Source organism: Mycobacterium sp. NGS49 (genome assembly GCF_059812565.1).
On the sequence record NZ_JCALCX010000030.1, the window covers coordinates 1 to 14,025 of the forward strand.

13 protein-coding genes and 8 pseudogenes are annotated in these 14,025 nt (G+C 64.3%); 8 read left to right on the forward strand and 13 right to left on the reverse strand.

Translation table 11 applies throughout. The annotated features are described in order from the left end of the window. Positions 1 to 359: 359 nt before the first annotated feature. The 3 genes and pseudogenes from AC5Y7D_RS24620 to AC5Y7D_RS24630 all read right to left on the reverse strand — a co-directional run bounded on the left by AC5Y7D_RS24620 (position 360) and on the right by AC5Y7D_RS24630 (position 2,879). On the reverse strand, positions 360 to 536 hold the full coding sequence (locus AC5Y7D_RS24620; RefSeq protein ID WP_499928518.1) for a hypothetical protein: 177 nt from the start codon (positions 534 to 536) through the stop codon (positions 360 to 362). 528 nt (positions 537 to 1,064) lie between these two features. Beyond that, a pseudogene (locus tag AC5Y7D_RS24625) lies at positions 1,065 to 1,406 on the reverse strand (DUF732 domain-containing protein); the annotation flags it as partial. A gap of 1,035 nt (positions 1,407 to 2,441) precedes the next feature. Next, positions 2,442 to 2,879: a DUF4189 domain-containing protein gene (locus AC5Y7D_RS24630; RefSeq protein WP_499928453.1), complete on the reverse strand. Its 438-nt coding sequence runs from the start codon at positions 2,877 to 2,879 to the stop codon at positions 2,442 to 2,444. A gap of 994 nt (positions 2,880 to 3,873) precedes the next feature. Here AC5Y7D_RS24630 and AC5Y7D_RS24635 point away from each other — a divergent pair. Then, positions 3,874 to 4,014, forward strand: a pseudogene (locus AC5Y7D_RS24635) (winged helix-turn-helix transcriptional regulator); the annotation flags it as partial. Between the two features lie 12 nt (positions 4,015 to 4,026). Here the strand turns inward: AC5Y7D_RS24635 and AC5Y7D_RS24640 are convergent. Next, positions 4,027 to 5,851 (reverse strand): annotated as a pseudogene (locus AC5Y7D_RS24640) (PE family protein). A 200-nt stretch (positions 5,852 to 6,051) separates the two neighbouring features. Continuing rightward, positions 6,052 to 6,159: pseudogene (locus tag AC5Y7D_RS24645) on the reverse strand (ArsI/CadI family heavy metal resistance metalloenzyme); the annotation flags it as partial. Between the two features lie 9 nt (positions 6,160 to 6,168). On the opposite strand from AC5Y7D_RS24645, the pseudogene AC5Y7D_RS24650 reads away from it, so the two are divergent. Next, a pseudogene (locus tag AC5Y7D_RS24650) lies at positions 6,169 to 6,378 on the forward strand (transposase); the annotation flags it as partial. Positions 6,379 to 7,241: 863 nt separating this feature from the next. On the opposite strand, the gene AC5Y7D_RS24655 reads toward AC5Y7D_RS24650, so the two are convergent. The 5 genes from AC5Y7D_RS24655 to vapB all read right to left on the reverse strand — a co-directional run bounded on the left by AC5Y7D_RS24655 (position 7,242) and on the right by vapB (position 9,557). Continuing rightward, positions 7,242 to 7,757 carry a tyrosine-type recombinase/integrase gene (locus tag AC5Y7D_RS24655; protein WP_499928454.1) on the reverse strand — a complete coding sequence of 172 codons (516 nt, stop codon included), beginning with the start codon at positions 7,755 to 7,757 and terminating at the stop codon, positions 7,242 to 7,244. A 50-nt stretch (positions 7,758 to 7,807) separates the two neighbouring features. Beyond that, positions 7,808 to 8,359 (reverse strand): tyrosine-type recombinase/integrase, encoded by a 552-nt coding sequence (locus tag AC5Y7D_RS24660; protein ID WP_499928512.1) that lies wholly within the window; start codon positions 8,357 to 8,359, stop codon positions 7,808 to 7,810. Next, complete coding sequence (locus tag AC5Y7D_RS24665) at positions 8,349 to 8,825, reverse strand: hypothetical protein (RefSeq protein ID WP_499928455.1); 477 nt, start codon at positions 8,823 to 8,825, stop codon at positions 8,349 to 8,351. Before AC5Y7D_RS24665 ends, AC5Y7D_RS24660 begins: the two co-directional genes overlap by 11 nt. A 91-nt stretch (positions 8,826 to 8,916) precedes the next feature. Beyond that, entirely contained in the window at positions 8,917 to 9,339 is a 423-nt protein-coding gene (locus tag AC5Y7D_RS24670) for a PIN domain nuclease (protein WP_499928456.1), read from the reverse strand. Next, positions 9,336 to 9,557 (reverse strand): type II toxin-antitoxin system VapB family antitoxin, encoded by a 222-nt coding sequence (gene vapB, locus AC5Y7D_RS24675; protein ID WP_499928457.1) that lies wholly within the window; start codon positions 9,555 to 9,557, stop codon positions 9,336 to 9,338. The genes AC5Y7D_RS24670 and vapB overlap by 4 nt, the downstream gene beginning before the upstream one ends. Positions 9,558 to 9,922: 365 nt before the next feature. Here vapB and AC5Y7D_RS24680 point away from each other — a divergent pair. Both AC5Y7D_RS24680 and AC5Y7D_RS24685 read left to right on the forward strand, forming a co-directional pair. Beyond that, positions 9,923 to 10,209 (forward strand): annotated as a pseudogene (locus AC5Y7D_RS24680) (metal-sensitive transcriptional regulator). A 14-nt stretch (positions 10,210 to 10,223) separates the two neighbouring features. Next, positions 10,224 to 10,490 (forward strand): YgaP family membrane protein, encoded by a 267-nt coding sequence (locus AC5Y7D_RS24685; RefSeq protein ID WP_499928458.1) that lies wholly within the window; start codon positions 10,224 to 10,226, stop codon positions 10,488 to 10,490. A 96-nt stretch (positions 10,491 to 10,586) separates the two neighbouring features. Here AC5Y7D_RS24685 and AC5Y7D_RS24690 read toward each other — a convergent pair. After that, a pseudogene (locus tag AC5Y7D_RS24690) lies at positions 10,587 to 10,864 on the reverse strand (IS3-like element ISMysp3 family transposase); the annotation flags it as partial. A gap of 83 nt (positions 10,865 to 10,947) precedes the next feature. On the opposite strand from AC5Y7D_RS24690, the gene AC5Y7D_RS24695 reads away from it, so the two are divergent. Continuing rightward, complete coding sequence (locus tag AC5Y7D_RS24695; protein WP_499928513.1) at positions 10,948 to 11,496, forward strand: hypothetical protein; 549 nt, start codon at positions 10,948 to 10,950, stop codon at positions 11,494 to 11,496. A gap of 159 nt (positions 11,497 to 11,655) precedes the next feature. Here AC5Y7D_RS24695 and AC5Y7D_RS24700 read toward each other — a convergent pair whose 3' ends face one another. Together AC5Y7D_RS24700 and AC5Y7D_RS24705 are read right to left on the reverse strand one after the other, a co-directional pair. Then, on the reverse strand, positions 11,656 to 11,883 hold the full coding sequence (locus AC5Y7D_RS24700) for a hypothetical protein (protein WP_499928459.1): 228 nt from the start codon (positions 11,881 to 11,883) through the stop codon (positions 11,656 to 11,658). Further along, complete coding sequence (locus tag AC5Y7D_RS24705) at positions 11,880 to 12,305, reverse strand: PadR family transcriptional regulator (protein WP_499928460.1); 426 nt, start codon at positions 12,303 to 12,305, stop codon at positions 11,880 to 11,882. Before AC5Y7D_RS24705 ends, AC5Y7D_RS24700 begins: the two co-directional genes overlap by 4 nt. Before the next feature lie 582 nt (positions 12,306 to 12,887). Between AC5Y7D_RS24705 and AC5Y7D_RS24710 the strand changes: the two are divergent. The 3 genes and pseudogenes from AC5Y7D_RS24710 to AC5Y7D_RS24720 all read left to right on the forward strand — a co-directional run. Next, positions 12,888 to 13,025: pseudogene (locus AC5Y7D_RS24710) on the forward strand (phosphoadenylyl-sulfate reductase); the annotation flags it as partial. Between the two features lie 161 nt (positions 13,026 to 13,186). Beyond that, a complete protein-coding gene (gene csoR, locus AC5Y7D_RS24715; RefSeq protein WP_499928514.1) occupies positions 13,187 to 13,558 on the forward strand; it encodes a copper-sensing transcriptional repressor CsoR in 372 nt (123 codons plus the stop codon). A 143-nt stretch (positions 13,559 to 13,701) separates the two neighbouring features. Then, positions 13,702 to 13,986 (forward strand): DUF1490 family protein, encoded by a 285-nt coding sequence (locus AC5Y7D_RS24720; protein WP_499928461.1) that lies wholly within the window; start codon positions 13,702 to 13,704, stop codon positions 13,984 to 13,986. Positions 13,987 to 14,025 lie beyond the last annotated feature (39 nt).

Here is a 14,025-nt window from a genome sequence, read left to right on the forward strand (position 1 = left end):
GCAATATACCCCACGGGGGTAGGGACTAAAGTCCCTGAAGATGGGAATTGCTCACCGGACGCCGCGAACTGGTCATCTCGATCAGCCGCTGGATTCTGGCACCGCCGCTGCTGGTGCTCGCCGACCCAGGGCCGACTTGCGCTGCTCTGTATGCGGGACCGCGCAGAGGGGCACTATCGAAATACGCTGTCAAATAGCAGTTTCCGCCGTCGTATGCAAGCGGCCGAGCGCATTCCGTGCATGTGCGGTGCCCACGAGTATGGTGTTGCTCTCACCGGTGTTGCAGGAAGTGGCGTTGCGCGCCGCCACTTGCGCGATGCCAACGATTTGAAGATCCATCTTGGTGACGTCAGGCTGTTTCAGGGTGCGAGCCTTATCAGGCCGGGCGGACTAGGCCGCTCCGGTGATGGCTTCGTCGAACCGCCGCCACCGCCAGAACCGCTGCCCGCTCCGCCGCCTCCGCCTCCGCCGTCACCACCGCCGCCACCACTGCCGCCGCCACCGCCCGGCTGAACAGCGTCCGGTGGCTCAACCACTGGTGGTGGAGGCAAGGGCTCAGGAGGAATTGGTGTCGGCATCTGCTGGGGAGGCGGCGGCGGCTCTTGCGCCGGTGGCGGCTCTTGCGGCGGTGGCGGCGGCCCTTGCGGTGGTGGCGGAGAGTGCCTTGGCGGGGTCGGCGCCTCGACTTGCGGGAGTGGTGTCACGATATGCGCCGTCGGCGGCGGCGGAGCCGCAGTCTGTGGCGGGTTCGGTGGGTGGGGATCGCCCGCTGGTTGCGCGCCGACGAGCCAGGCCGGCAGTGGGTCGTGAACGGGTTTCGTTTGGCGGTCGGATGCCAAAGTCTCTCCGAGCATTTCCGCCAGAAACCCGACCACGTTGTCACTTGCGGGCTCTGGCCGGGCGTACGATCCGATGTACGGCGCTGCGCGCCGTTCCAGGATATCCGTTCCTGAATTGACCGTGTGGTGCGCGTAGCCGCCGACGCGATCCATCGGTCGATCCGGTCCCCGCGCCGAACCAGGCACCAAGGAAGCTATTGCGCCCCAGTCGTATGGGCAGTAGACTTCCACGGCCGCAGTGATGAATCGAGTCATAGTGGTTGTAAGTCGAGCGGGGGGGAAACGGCGCAAGGTTGGGTCCATGTTGTACGCATCGTTGCGTAACGCCTCGATTAAGTCGTCCACTGCCGTGCCGCCGTCGAGTTTGAGACAAACCTTTTGAGCTGCGTTGATGACCCTGGGCGCGTTTGCGACGGCGGGGATTTCCTTTTTTTCGAGCAGGGCCAGAAACTGGTCGTCCTGGTTTGGGTCGGCCGCTGCCGTGCCGCCGTGCAGAATTGCGGTGCTGGTGACTACTGCCAATGTGGTGACGAGCGCGCCGACATGGGTGTTGATTCTGTTGAACATGGTCGTGGTCTCTCTGCGATGTAGGCGCTCTAGCTGGTGCAGCGGCGCCTACGGGTCTTGCCTGCGCTGGTTTTAGGGCGACTGCGACGTCGTTGCAGCGCTTATTCGGTGATGATTCGCCCAGGGGCAGGGGCAGGGGCGACGATGATCCACATCTCAAGGAGGACAATGACTGCCGACAGATTGCACCTGCAGTCCTGGATCGCGTCGGCCAAACCACCGTTGTCGTTGGTCGCTTGCTGTCGCAGCTGGTCGCACATACCGGCCAGGCTGGGCCAAGAGAAGCTACGTATGCGGCGGCATCGATATGCTGAGTTGAACCAGGAGCAGCTGTCGGGTCTGCGGCAGGAACTAAACTCTCTTCATAGCGCACCAATGTACCCCCATGGGGTACCATCGTCAAGAGTTATGTTGTCTACGTGGACAAATCAGGCTAGCGTCAGTCTTTCCTTCGTTGAACGGGTACGCAGCTCGTGGAAGACGGCATGGTGTGATCGCCCGTTTTCCATCAAGCATCCAGTGATTGCCTCCCGCTAGTACACGCGATTGTCGGGCCAGCTTCGCGAGCACTCACCCGACCGACCGCAAAGGCACTGTGGCGAAGTTGTTTTACGGAAGGCCGCCTGGGTGATCCGGAGCAAGGGGTGCGCCTTTCCGCGCTTCGGTATCCGATGAAACAGCGCCGCCAGTTCCGTTCGAGATCGCCGGTGCCCCAGAAATAGGGATGCTATTGGGCTAGGTTACTTGACGTCGCCGGCGCCGGACGCAGTCCACAGCGCAGCGGCGTTGATGGTTCCGCGGGCGAAGGACTCGAAGGTTCCGCGGCACCGATCACCAGAAATACCAACAGCATTGAAGTCCCGGTACACGGGATCGCAGGGAGACCGGACCAATCGACGACTAGCGACTCTGGGGTACCCCTCCGTCGGTGGGAGCCGGCGAACTGATTCAAACTGTCTCAGTACCCGCTCCGGCGGTGTCTGCACAAGCGCGTTTGTCCAGTTTGAAGCAATTTGGAAGACAAACTCTGGCAGCTCAGTTGCACACCGAGTTGACGACTCTCCCGCCGCCGAGCCTGTTCAACGCGTCTTGTTCTGCCGCTTGACGTGAGAGGCCAGTTCCGCCTTGGTAATTCGAGCCGTCAGAGGCGACCGCGCCGCAGAGGTTGAAGCTGATGATGACTCGGCAGTCATTTTCACCGCACTGGTCCAATGCGACTCGTTCAGCTCGCAATTTGACTTGGTAGCCCCGCGATGTGCCCCACGCACCGGTGCTTGGCGAGTAAGCGATCGCACCGTACCGCATTACATGAGGGACGGGCATTTCCGGCAGCATGCCCATCTCGGCCATCGCGGCATTGTCGAGGTTGGCACTGACCTGCGGAACAAGCGGAAGTACCATGAGCATGAGCCCCGCAGTTGCGCCCACGCTGGCGACCGCAAAGCCGATTTGCTGGCGGCGTTTCTTATTCATCTTCCTAACCCCTTTCTGAGGTCTGTTTCGGCCGGAGTTAACTCGGGCCAGGTTCGAAATGAGTCCGTCCGCCAAGGCCAAATCAGCTACCCAGCAAGAAATCTGGCATCTATGGATGCGTCGTCGGTTGTGGAGTCGGCGTCGCCGATTGATGAGGTTCCATCGAACCTCCCGGACCCATGGTCCCAGGTCGCATGCCACCGCCGGATCCCATCATCGGACAGCTGCTATCACCCGCGCCGCCGGAGACTCGGTGCCCGCCGTTGGGGCCGTCCGTGGCTCGGCCCAAGAAGAAGCCCCAGAAAAAGATCACAGTCACGATGAAGACGACACCGGCGGCGATTGCAACCACAGACCAGATCTGATCCACCCGGCTAGGTCTACGGGAGTGATCGTGAACGGAAGGCTGTACTGCCGCAGCCGGCGGCTCGCTGGACTCGTTCGTTTGCGTCATGCCGTGTGATTTTGCCACAGAATACCCTCGGGGGGTAGGGACTAAAGTCACTCGGGTAGGGGCCAAAGTCTTAATCTCGCAGTAATCCGCAAGACATACGCTTGCGGTCCCGGCGCGGAGTTTCCGCCTCTTGGGTCACTCGCTGCAAACCGTCTGTGGGCACGTTCGGTAACCGGTTTGTGGGGTGCTGTTGGTCTGCCTGATGTGCGAAAAAACAGTTCCACAACGCGAGACCGTCGTGAGGCCGATGTCTCTGCGATATCGGTCGAGGTCGATATTCTGTACCTAGAGGGGGGGTTCGCAGGTAACGGGTCAAGGTATGCAGGCGGAGGACGGCCTTTGGTCGCGTAGTTCGACGCCCATGTGTGATGCGCTGCGGGGGAATGTCTCTCGTGTTCGTGATTACTAGGCGATGGACTGGATTGGCGGGGATGAGACCTTCGATCTGGCGCGATCACCCACGTTGTCTCTAGCAACGACTCTCGCCAAGGCCCTTGGCCGCGACCGCCCCGCAACTTCGGCGGGACCATCTCTTGCCGCCAACGCCATCTGCCCGGCAAGCACCGGCAGCTACGCCTCACCCACCTGGAAGGCCGCGCCGATGTCGGGGGCGAAAGCCGCTGCAGCAAAGGGCATCTGGTGCCGCCGGACGAGCTCGCCATGCCGGCGGTCAGGCCCTAGTCCAGACTCCGGTCAGCCGGCTTTACCGGACAAACCATCGGCGCCCTTGCCGCCGGCGGTCCCACTGCCGCCGGGCGTTCCCCCCGTTCCGGGGGTGCCTGCCCCACCGCCGATGACTCCGCTGCCACCTGCCCCGCCGGTTCCGCCGCCGCCGGCGCCACCCGAAATGCCCATCTGGCCGAACAGTCCGCCAGCGCCACCGAGACCACCGGTTCCGCTGCCGCCACCGGTGCCGCCGTCGCCGCCGGCGCCGCCAGTGCCGCCATTGCCCGCGTCGCCGCCGAACGTGGCACCGGCAGAACCGCCGATGATGTTGCCGCCGCCGCCGCCGACGCCGCCGGCGCCCCCAGTCCCGCCGTGGCCGCCGTGGCCGCCCACACCGGCATCGCCGCCGGCGCCGCCATCACCGAAGAGCCCGCCTGCACCGCCGTTACCGCCCGCGCCACCGGCCCCGCCGGTACCGCCGACGCCGCCGGCGCCACCGGCACCGGCGTTCCCACCGTTACCGGCAACGGCCCGCTGGCCGCCGCTATCACCGGCCAATGCCCCCCTGCCGCCGTCGCCGCCTACGCCGCCAGTTGCTCCGACGCCGCCATCGCCGCCGTTGCCGCCGACGCCACCTGCACCTCCCGCACCGACCAGCAGGCCGCCACGGCCACCGGTACCGCCCGCGCCCCCCGCACCGGCGGCGCCGCCCGACATACCTGCCGCCGCCGCGCCGCCGGACCCACCGGCGCCGCCTTGGGCAATTGAATTAGCGCCAAATGTGGAGGCGTTGCCCGCGTTGCCGCCGTCGCCGCCCGATCCGCCGGGAGCCCCACCATTCGTCCCGTTGCCGCCATCACCGCTGGTGGCGACAGCGTTCGTACCGGTTGCGGAAGCTTTTCCACTCGCTCCGCCGGCTCCTCCGTTGCCGCCGGCACCGCCCGTGCCCCCATTGCCGGATATCGCTTCATTGCCGGACGAGGCGTTTGCCTCACCGCCGGTACCGCCCGTGCCTCCGGTAACGCCGGCGCCCGCGGAGGCGCCGTCGCCACCGGTGGAACCATAGGCGCCTCCGGTGGCGCTGTTGAAGATGGTTCCGCCGGTGCTGCCGGTGGCAGCCTGAACGGTGATAACCGGGTTGTCCCCGATGGCCCCGGCCAGACCCGGCCGCCCTGGCCGCCGGCGCCTCCGGAGCCGAACAGCATCGCGCTGCCCCCGTTGCCACCTCGCCCGGGCGCACCGCCGTTGACGCCCGCCACGGCCGCCCCACCCTGCCCGCCGGCACCGCCATTGCCGCCCAGCCAGCCCCCGGAACCACCTGTGCCCCCCAGCGCGCCGGCCCCGCCCGCACCGCCAACCCCGCCAATGCCGAACAATCCCGCGCTGCCGCCCGTCCCGCCGACCTGACCGGATCGCCCTGATCCGCCGTTACCGCCGTTGCCCCAGAGCAGTCCGCCGGCGCCACCGTTGGCGCCGCTGCCGGCGGCGCCATTCGCGCCATCACCGATCAACGGCCGCCCCAGCAACCCCGCGTCGGGGCATTAACCACGTCCAGCAGCGTCTGTGCGGCATTGGCCGACTCGGCGGTCGCGTACGCGTCTGCGCTGGCGTTGAGAAGCTGCGCAAATTCCTGTTGAACTGCCGCGGCACGCGCGCTGAGCGACTGGTACGACAGGCCGTGGCCACCGAACAACGTCGCGATGGCCGTCGATACCTCGTCAGCGGCTGCGGGCAGCACTCCCGTCGTCGCGGCGGCTGCCGCCCGGTTGGCCTGACGCAGAGCTGATTCGATGCCCGCGAGATCCGCGCCCGCGGCGGTCATCGTTGCGGTTGATGCAGTAAGAAATGACATGTGACCCCTCCGAGCTAGGGGTTCATTATCAGCACTTTTGGTACCGGTTGGATGCGGAATGGACGAATACTTTCCGCGCAAAGACGCTGGTTACTGCAAGTCCAGCTCGCTGCTAGTGCGGTGCGCCAGTTCGGCAAGGGCATTGGCGATTGATCGGGAAAACATGGGTGGTGCGTGTGAGTTACCTCAGATCAATTGACGTCACTGGATTCGACCTCGACCCCGAGATGATTCAGGGTGCCACCCTGGCCCAGGTTCTCCAGCAGGACTAGTTTCAGCGGCGGGTCGGCGATCGCGAAGTTGATAAAGGAGCGACTCACAAAGGAATCCGGCGACGCACCGACGTCGTCGGTATCTTCCCGACCGCTCAGCGTTGATCCGTCTCGTCGGCGCGGTCCTGACCGAACAACACGACGAATGGACCGAATCCCGCCGCTACCTCCGCCTCGACGTCCTCAGCAAATCACGAGCCGACCACAAAGGCACCAGCAGAACAGGAGGTCACACCAGCGGCACTAATTGCCTAACCCACGAAATCGAAGAATCACACGATCGACGTCGTACACCACGTCCCTGGACTTGACCAACGTCGGGGCACATCCGGCGACAATCAATGCGTGTGTTCAGACGCTCGTTGACGGTCAGGGACGCGAGTATTCCACGTACAAAGCGTCCAGCATCGATCAAAGATCGGCCGAAGTCTTTGACCTCAACCTGGGGCTGAAGGGGCGGTCTTGCCCGCTGCGACATCAACGCGCTCCACCACGGCCTGCATCGCCGGATACATCCCACCGATCGACCGGTGAGCTTTCTAGACCTAGCTACGAGGGCTGCGAGGGCGCCATTTCGCACGTATTAATTAGCGGCCAAGCCGAAGCTGGTGCCGGAACAGCCGCTATTAGCGGCGCCGGCGGCGGAGCGGCGGAGGCCGCCAGGGCTGGTATCACCGGACCCAACGGCGACAACGGTGGCGCCGGCGGGGGAGGGGCACGCAACAAAAACCCGCGACACCGCCGGTGACGCAACCGGGCAACCGACCGACAACTCAACGGCAACGGCGCCAACAGAACCGGTGTCAACATCGGGCAAAACGGTTAGCCGTCGTCCTCGCCATGTTGCTCAAGGAGTAGCTCCCGAGAGCGCCGCAAATCAGGCACCCGGAGATCCGGGTGGCCGGCAGCGGCACGCGCTTCGTCAAACATCCGGTACAGGACCGACGGAGACAGGTGCCGGCCGTTATCGAGAACTGAAGGAAACAGCAGAGCCTCGCGATGCGGCTCGACGTGTCGACGAAGGTGGGCGGCGATTCTCGGACCCAGCTTGTGCGGGATTGGGATATCTCGGATTCCAAGAGTGCTTTTCGGTGTCGTGACCTGGAAGCGCCGGTTGATCAACGCGACCGCGCGGCGTACGCGCACGATACTTGCGCGTCGAGGTCAATGTCTTTGCGCCGCAGCTCTCCTAACTCGCTAAACGGCATCGCTAACCAGGCTGCCATAGGGACGATGGCTTGGTAGCGTGCCGGCATCGCCGCGGCGATCACTTCGAGTTCCTCGGCCGTTGCGGGGCGCACGGCTTCGGCGCGCCCAGAGGTCTTGACCTCTGGATCCTGGCAGGGATTGGTATCGATCAGGTTGCGGATCAACGCATCCTGCATGATCGTCCGCAGCAATGAGTAGGCCTGGACCCGGGTGGTCGGCGTACTGGTGGCGGTGACGGCATACCAATGCGCCACGGCAGCGGGGCTGATGTCGGGCAAAGCCGTCGTGGCGAAGGTCGGCAGAATGTGCTTGTTCAGCAGTGCCCGGTAACGGGCACGGGTGCGGCCACTGATCGGGCGCTGGTCAATCCACGCCTGGCTGTAGTCGCCGAATAACGTTGGCGGACAGGTGATGTCGATTCTCACGTCACTTTCCGATGGGCGGGTCCAGAAATTCGACGTCTGCCCTCGAGGAATCACCGGAACCCCGTGGCGTGTTTCCCTCGGTGATTAGCCCGTACAGCGGGTTGCGTGCTGCGGCACTGCGTGTTTCGCTGCCCGCCGCGGTAACGTAGCTGCGAGGTGACCATGGACTCGTGACCCAACAGCTTCATCAGCGTGTAGACGCTGACGTCAGAACTGGCGAGTTCGGTGGCGTAGGTGTGGCGCAGGCCGTGGACCAGGGCCCCGGGGACGGGATGGGCTTCAGGGCCGGCGCGTTTGAAAGCCCGCTTGATGCGTGATTGCAATGTCGATTGAGTGAGCCGTTGACCGTCGCGGCCTACGAACAATGGGCTATCCGCCGGCCAACGAGCAAATCCCGAATACGCTGCGGCCTGGCGCTTTGCGGATCCGGGATGGCGTACTGCTCGGGTCTCGAGGTAGGTGTCGATGACGGCCACAAGCTCGGCTTCGATGGGTACGGTGCGCGCCTTACCGCCCTTGCCTTTGATGTGGATGGCTCCGGCTCCGTCGACGGTGGTGCGTATGTCCCCGACGTTGGCTCGGCACAGCTCCTCAGCCCGCAGCCCGGCCCAGCAGTGCCGTGAGCATTATGGCCAGGTCGCGTTCGGCCCAGTCGGTGGTGCGTGTGGAATCGCGGTCCTTGGCGACGGTGGCCAGCAGTGCCTCGACGGCGCTGCGAGGCAACGACTTGGGCAGGCTTTTGGCCACCTCGGGCCGGCCGACGAGCTGCATGGGGTTGGCCTCGAGCTGCTCGCTTGTGTAAAGGAATGTGCACAACAAGTTCCAGGTCGACCAGGAGTGCCGGATCGAGGCAGCTTCGTGTCCCTGAGCGTACGCGGCCCGCATCGAATCTTTATTTATGTCAACTACGTTCATGCTCGCTGGTTGGCTGGCGGTGATCAGACTCGCGATGGCGGTGAAGTCTTGCCGGTACGTCTTCATGGTGTGCGCGGAGGGCTTACGAGTCTGGCGATCAAGCAGAAAGCCGTTGAACCAATCGGGGATTGAATCAGATTCAGCCTGCCCCACGTCGGATCGCGTTTCGTCGCTGAGGGGAAGCCCGCGTGGTGTCATGACCTTCCTATTCTGGCCGCGATTCGGCGAAGCCGGCGGTCGCTACTTACGGACTGCTGCTGTAGGCAAGCCGCGTTACGGGTTGTCCGGTTATCGCGGCGATGGTGTCGAAGTCTTTGTCGACGTGCAGGACGATCAATCCCGCCAGCTCGGCGGTGGCCGCGATGATGAGATCGGGGATCGACGGCCCTCGGTGTTGGCCTCGATCGGCCAGCAGCAGCTGGACTTGCAATGCGCGGTCTTCAATTTTCGGGGTCAGGTACTCAACTGGCATTGCAGCCAAAGGGGATTCGCGGAACTCACGTCGAGCGACGTCACCGGACTGAGCCGAATACCCGACTTCCAGACGGGTCAGATTGCTGATATGGACCAGGCCGCGCTCGATTCGATTGCTCCAGATCTCTGGCTCGTGGCTATGCGCGAGGCGCGCCAGGGCCGATTTGTCGATCAGCCATGGCGCTTCCGTCATTGCCAGGCCTGACGCATCAGGTCGTCGTCGGCGAGGCCCGCGACGTTGCGCCCCATCCGATGAAGGTCTTCGTGGGTGACCGACACGCGTAGCGCGCGAGCGTCTTGAGCAAGGCGACGGCGAATGTACTCAACGCGCGACAAGCCCAACTCGGCAGCTCGCGCATCGAGCCCAGCGAGTACATCGTCAGGAACGTCGCGGATCAACACGTCACTCATCACCACATGATATCAAGCGATATCGACAGGCAAGAACGTTGACACGTAGGGCGTGGAAGCTGCTGGCCGGCCGACCAGCAGCATCGGGTTGGCCTCGGGGGACAGGCGGACACGTCGCAGACGGCGGCATACAAGCCGTTGCTCCGAGAGGCGTTGGCGGGGCTAATGCTTGAGCAATGTCCGAGATGATCCGGATCGATCAGGTCGGATAGACGGATACGCCGTGAACAACTCGTGGTGTGACTGCACCCGCCCAATGACTGGCACCATACCAATACCCGTACAGGTATTCAAGCGGGTCGGGAAGATGACGCCAGATACCCCCTGGGGTAGTATCTGGGAGGTCTACTGGAGATGGGAATTCAATGTTCGGCGACGAGGACACCATCACCGCGGTGCTCAACCGATTGCGGCGCGCGCAGGGTCAACTCGCCGGGGTGATCGCCATAATCGAGCAAGGCCCCGACTGCAAAGAAGTAATCACCCAGCTCGCGGCGGTCTCCCGCACCGGGCTGGGTTCATGATCGTGGCATCCGGTCTGCTGGACTGCAGTAACAAGAGCTGCTCAGGCGAGTCACCGCGGCCGACCGAGACCCAGCTGGAAGCTTCTTCGCCCTGTCTTGCCAGTCGCGGCGTCGGGCAGACGAACTGACAAGGAGAAATGTCATGCAAGACCAGGCGTTGACGGCGCCCGGCATGTTCGGGATGCCCAAGCCACAGGGATGGACGATCGAGCGGATCGTGAGCCTCGTAGCCGGGACTGTAGTGCTCGCAACGCAGATCGCGCAGACCGCGCGATCTGAGCATTCGGGGCTCCTGCGCCTCCTCGCGGGATGGGTCGGCGCGAACTTGTTGCTCAACGCGGCAGTGGGCTGGTGTCCACTAAGTGTGCTGCTGCATCGCGCAGGGATTCCGACGGCCGCCGAGAGCTAGGCTACTATCAATCGCCCCGGGTTTGGTGCACACCGGTTTATGGGTGTGCAGCCTCTGAGTGGGCCGCGTTTGTAGCGTAGTGGACGTTCTCGTACTCGCTGGGTCGGACGCGGCCAGGCGGTGCATGAGCCGGTCGGTGTTGTACCAGTACACCCACTGCGCGGTGAGCAGTTCAACGTCGCTCAGACGGTGCAACGGGCCGCGGCGAAAAGGTGTCGTCGCGGACGGCTTCGGTCTTGTACAGCCCCTATGGTCGTCTCGGCTAGAGCGTTATCGAAGGCATCCCCGACCGTGCCGATCGAGGCCACCAGCCCGGAGAGCGCGAGGGTCTCGCCGAACCGCACAGACGTGTAGTGCGAGCCCGCATCGGAGTTAAGCCGGATTCGGCTTAATACTGATTATGCCGAGGTTTCGTTAAGCCGAGGATCTGCGGAGAGGGCCTGCGCTCGTGGGGGATATCGCTGAATTTCTCGGCTTAACGATTATCGCACGGTCATGGGTATCCGCGGCGTATGCGCTTCGCGAAACCCTTGGCTCACCCGTGCTTCGCATCCGCCTGGCCGACGGCAGCGGCTTGATGGGTGCCGCGCCGGCCGACATGGGCCTCTACAGGGACATGTTCAACCGACACACCGAGATCACACGCACAGTCGAGGAGATCCCCGCCGGTGTGCGTACCATCACCCAGTCAAACGCTGCCGACCTCACTGCCAAACTGCACGCGCGCGTATCAAGCATGTACTCCCATGTCGACCAGGGCTCCGAAGTCTTGTGTATGAGCCAGAGCCTGCCAACGCTATTCCGCAACGCCGGTGGCTACCGCCGACAGTTGACACTTACGCCCACAGGCGTCATCGCCGAGGCAGCATCCGACGATCCCGCGCTGACCGCCGCCATCCGCGCCCATGCTCGTGAGGTCACCGGTTTCGTGCGCGACGGCATGCCCGCGATGATGCAAGACATGATGGGTTCCGGCGGCATGATGGGATCCGGCGGACCGCCGTAGCCACCGGATATCGGTAGGTGCGCCAAGCGCGAAACAAGCCGTCCGCCGGCGACCTCGACGGTCGAATCGTGCTCAGGCGTCAACCTTCTCACGGGGTTGATGACACCTCGTCCGTGTTGTCATCCAAGACGATTTACGCATGCCGTGCAGCAAGCGGAGTCACTCGCTTGCTGCGGGCTGGTCAGTGGACACATCGCGAAGCTGCTCGGCGACGTCAGCCAGCTTCTGCTCGAGGTCGCGCTGGTGCTCTTCGAGTGCGCGGCGCCGCGCCTCCGCCGTGTCCTCCACCGACCCGTGTGATCCGCAGCCACAGCCGCCCCTGCGGCGCGGACCCTGCGACTGATCACCCGGCCAGTGCTGGGCGTCGTCTCGCTGATTTGTTCTCATGGTTGTTGCTCTCCTTCCTGGATCTGTTCGATCCGCGTGGCGATAGTGTCGTAACGCTGCAGCACTGCGTCGATCCGCTGCGCTGCGGCCCGCAGCGACACAGCCCAGGCGCCGAGCAGGGCAGCGCCCTCGCTGGTGAGCGCGTATGTGCGTTTGAGCGGCCCCGGCAGGTCGTCGTTCCACGACGAGCTGACGAGGCCTTCAGCCTCGAGCGAACGTAAGAGGCGGTAGAGGTTGCCGAAGTCAACTCTGCCTTCCGCGAGCAAGCCCTCCAGCGATTCTGCAATCTCGTATCCGTGGCTCGGCCGTTCCGCCAATAACAGCAGCACGGCGGGTTCGGCGAACCGCTCGACTTTGGCCCGGACCTCAAAGCTGGCAGGGCCGGTGCGACATCGACATCGCGGCTGGCGATCAGTCCTCATGCCACGACTATATGTCACTTACATACGTATGTCATCGCCTGTTCGAGCTCGCCGCGCGGATTGGGAGCGAGGTTTGCATAACCCGGTCAATAGTTCGAGGTTGGCCGACCCCCTGGGCCGGTGCCCGCAGACCCAGCAGCGAGGCGCGGCGCTCGGCCCGCGTAGCAGTATCCGCAGCACGGGCTGCGGTTCCGATCGTCGCCTGCCCCTGGGCGACCACACCTCGGTCCACCACGACAACAGGCGCGTGCTCGCGCTGCCGGCCACACAACACGCCGCCGACTATGCCGCCCGGCCGTGACCGCCATGTAAATCGTGCGTTAAGGACGGCGCTTGGGCAGCCCCACCCGGGGTGGGGTGGGATACCCTACTGGGATGGCGCCGGTCTTGATGCGAGTTATCAGCGAGGAATCAACGGCGAAGAAGCATCTAGCCCTCAGCCGTTCAGCCCGTAGCGCAGACGCGACGGCCGGCGTGGCCGGGCCGGGGGGCCCTCTTCGAACGATGGTGGCGGACCCGCGATGAGCAAGTGCGTGAATGGCTTTTCCGAGGGTTCTGCCGAGCCGGTCTCCGAGGGCAGGCCTCAATCCGCTTGTCGACGAGGGCTATCCGTCGATCGGCTGCGCGCCGTGCACCGCCAATCCGGCCAATGGGGCCGGTCCGCGCAGCGGACGCTGGAAAGGGCGGTCCAAGGTCGAATGCGGGCTACACGAATCATGACCAAGCTCGCATTGACCGCGCGTGGCAGCAAAAATCCACCGGCGGCCGCCAGGCCCCGGGCCGTCGCCGGCCGACCCGATGCACATGCGGCCTGGCCTCGACGCAAACGTGGCGTCCTGGCGAGACGACCCCCCCAGGGTGGGGTGGGGTATCCTGCTGCAATGCGGTGTTGCGATGAACAGGAGTTGACGGCAAAAAAACGTGCGGCGCTGAACCGGCTGAAAACGGCTCGGGGGCACCTCGACGCGATCATTCGGATGCTGGAGTCCGACGCCTACTGCGTCGACGTGATGAAGCAGATCTCGGCGGTGCAGTCCTCGCTGGAGCGGGCGAACCGAGTGATGTTGCACAACCATTTAGAGACCTGCTTTTCCACGGCGGTCCTGGACGGGCGCGGGCAAGCGGCCATTGACGAGCTGGTTGATGCGGTCAAGTTCACGCCGGCGCTGACCGGTCCGCAGGCACAGCTAAGCGGTGCCGCAGCCGGCGAACCGACCGGTGACGAGCCGCTGCCCTCTGGGAGCACGCCATGATCACCGGGTTTTCGCGGAGTACGTGTTTCAGACAGCAGCAGGTGATCCAGATGGCGCACCAGCCGCGGGGATGGCCGGTCCAGAGCTAGACATCGCGGCCACAACTGTGACTGGCCGCACCGATTGTGAAGGGAGCATTAGGAATGGCTTTGCATGGATTAGCGATGCGGGCGATGCCCACGGTGGTGACCGGTGTGGTGGGGGTCGCAGCCTATGAGGCTTTGGCGAAACTTCCGTGGCGGAAGGCAACCGTCATAGCGACCGCCTGGGGTATACGGGTTGTTCGCGAGGCGGAGCGTAAGGCCGGGGCGAGTGCTGAGCAGGCTCGCCTGACGGTCGCCGACGTGGTGGCCGAGGCTAAAGAGCGCGCCGGCGAGGACGCCGCACCGCTGACTGTGGTGGAGGATTCTGGCGATCATGACCACTGATGTCCTTACTGGTGCCGACGCCGCGTTGAAAATTGTTTC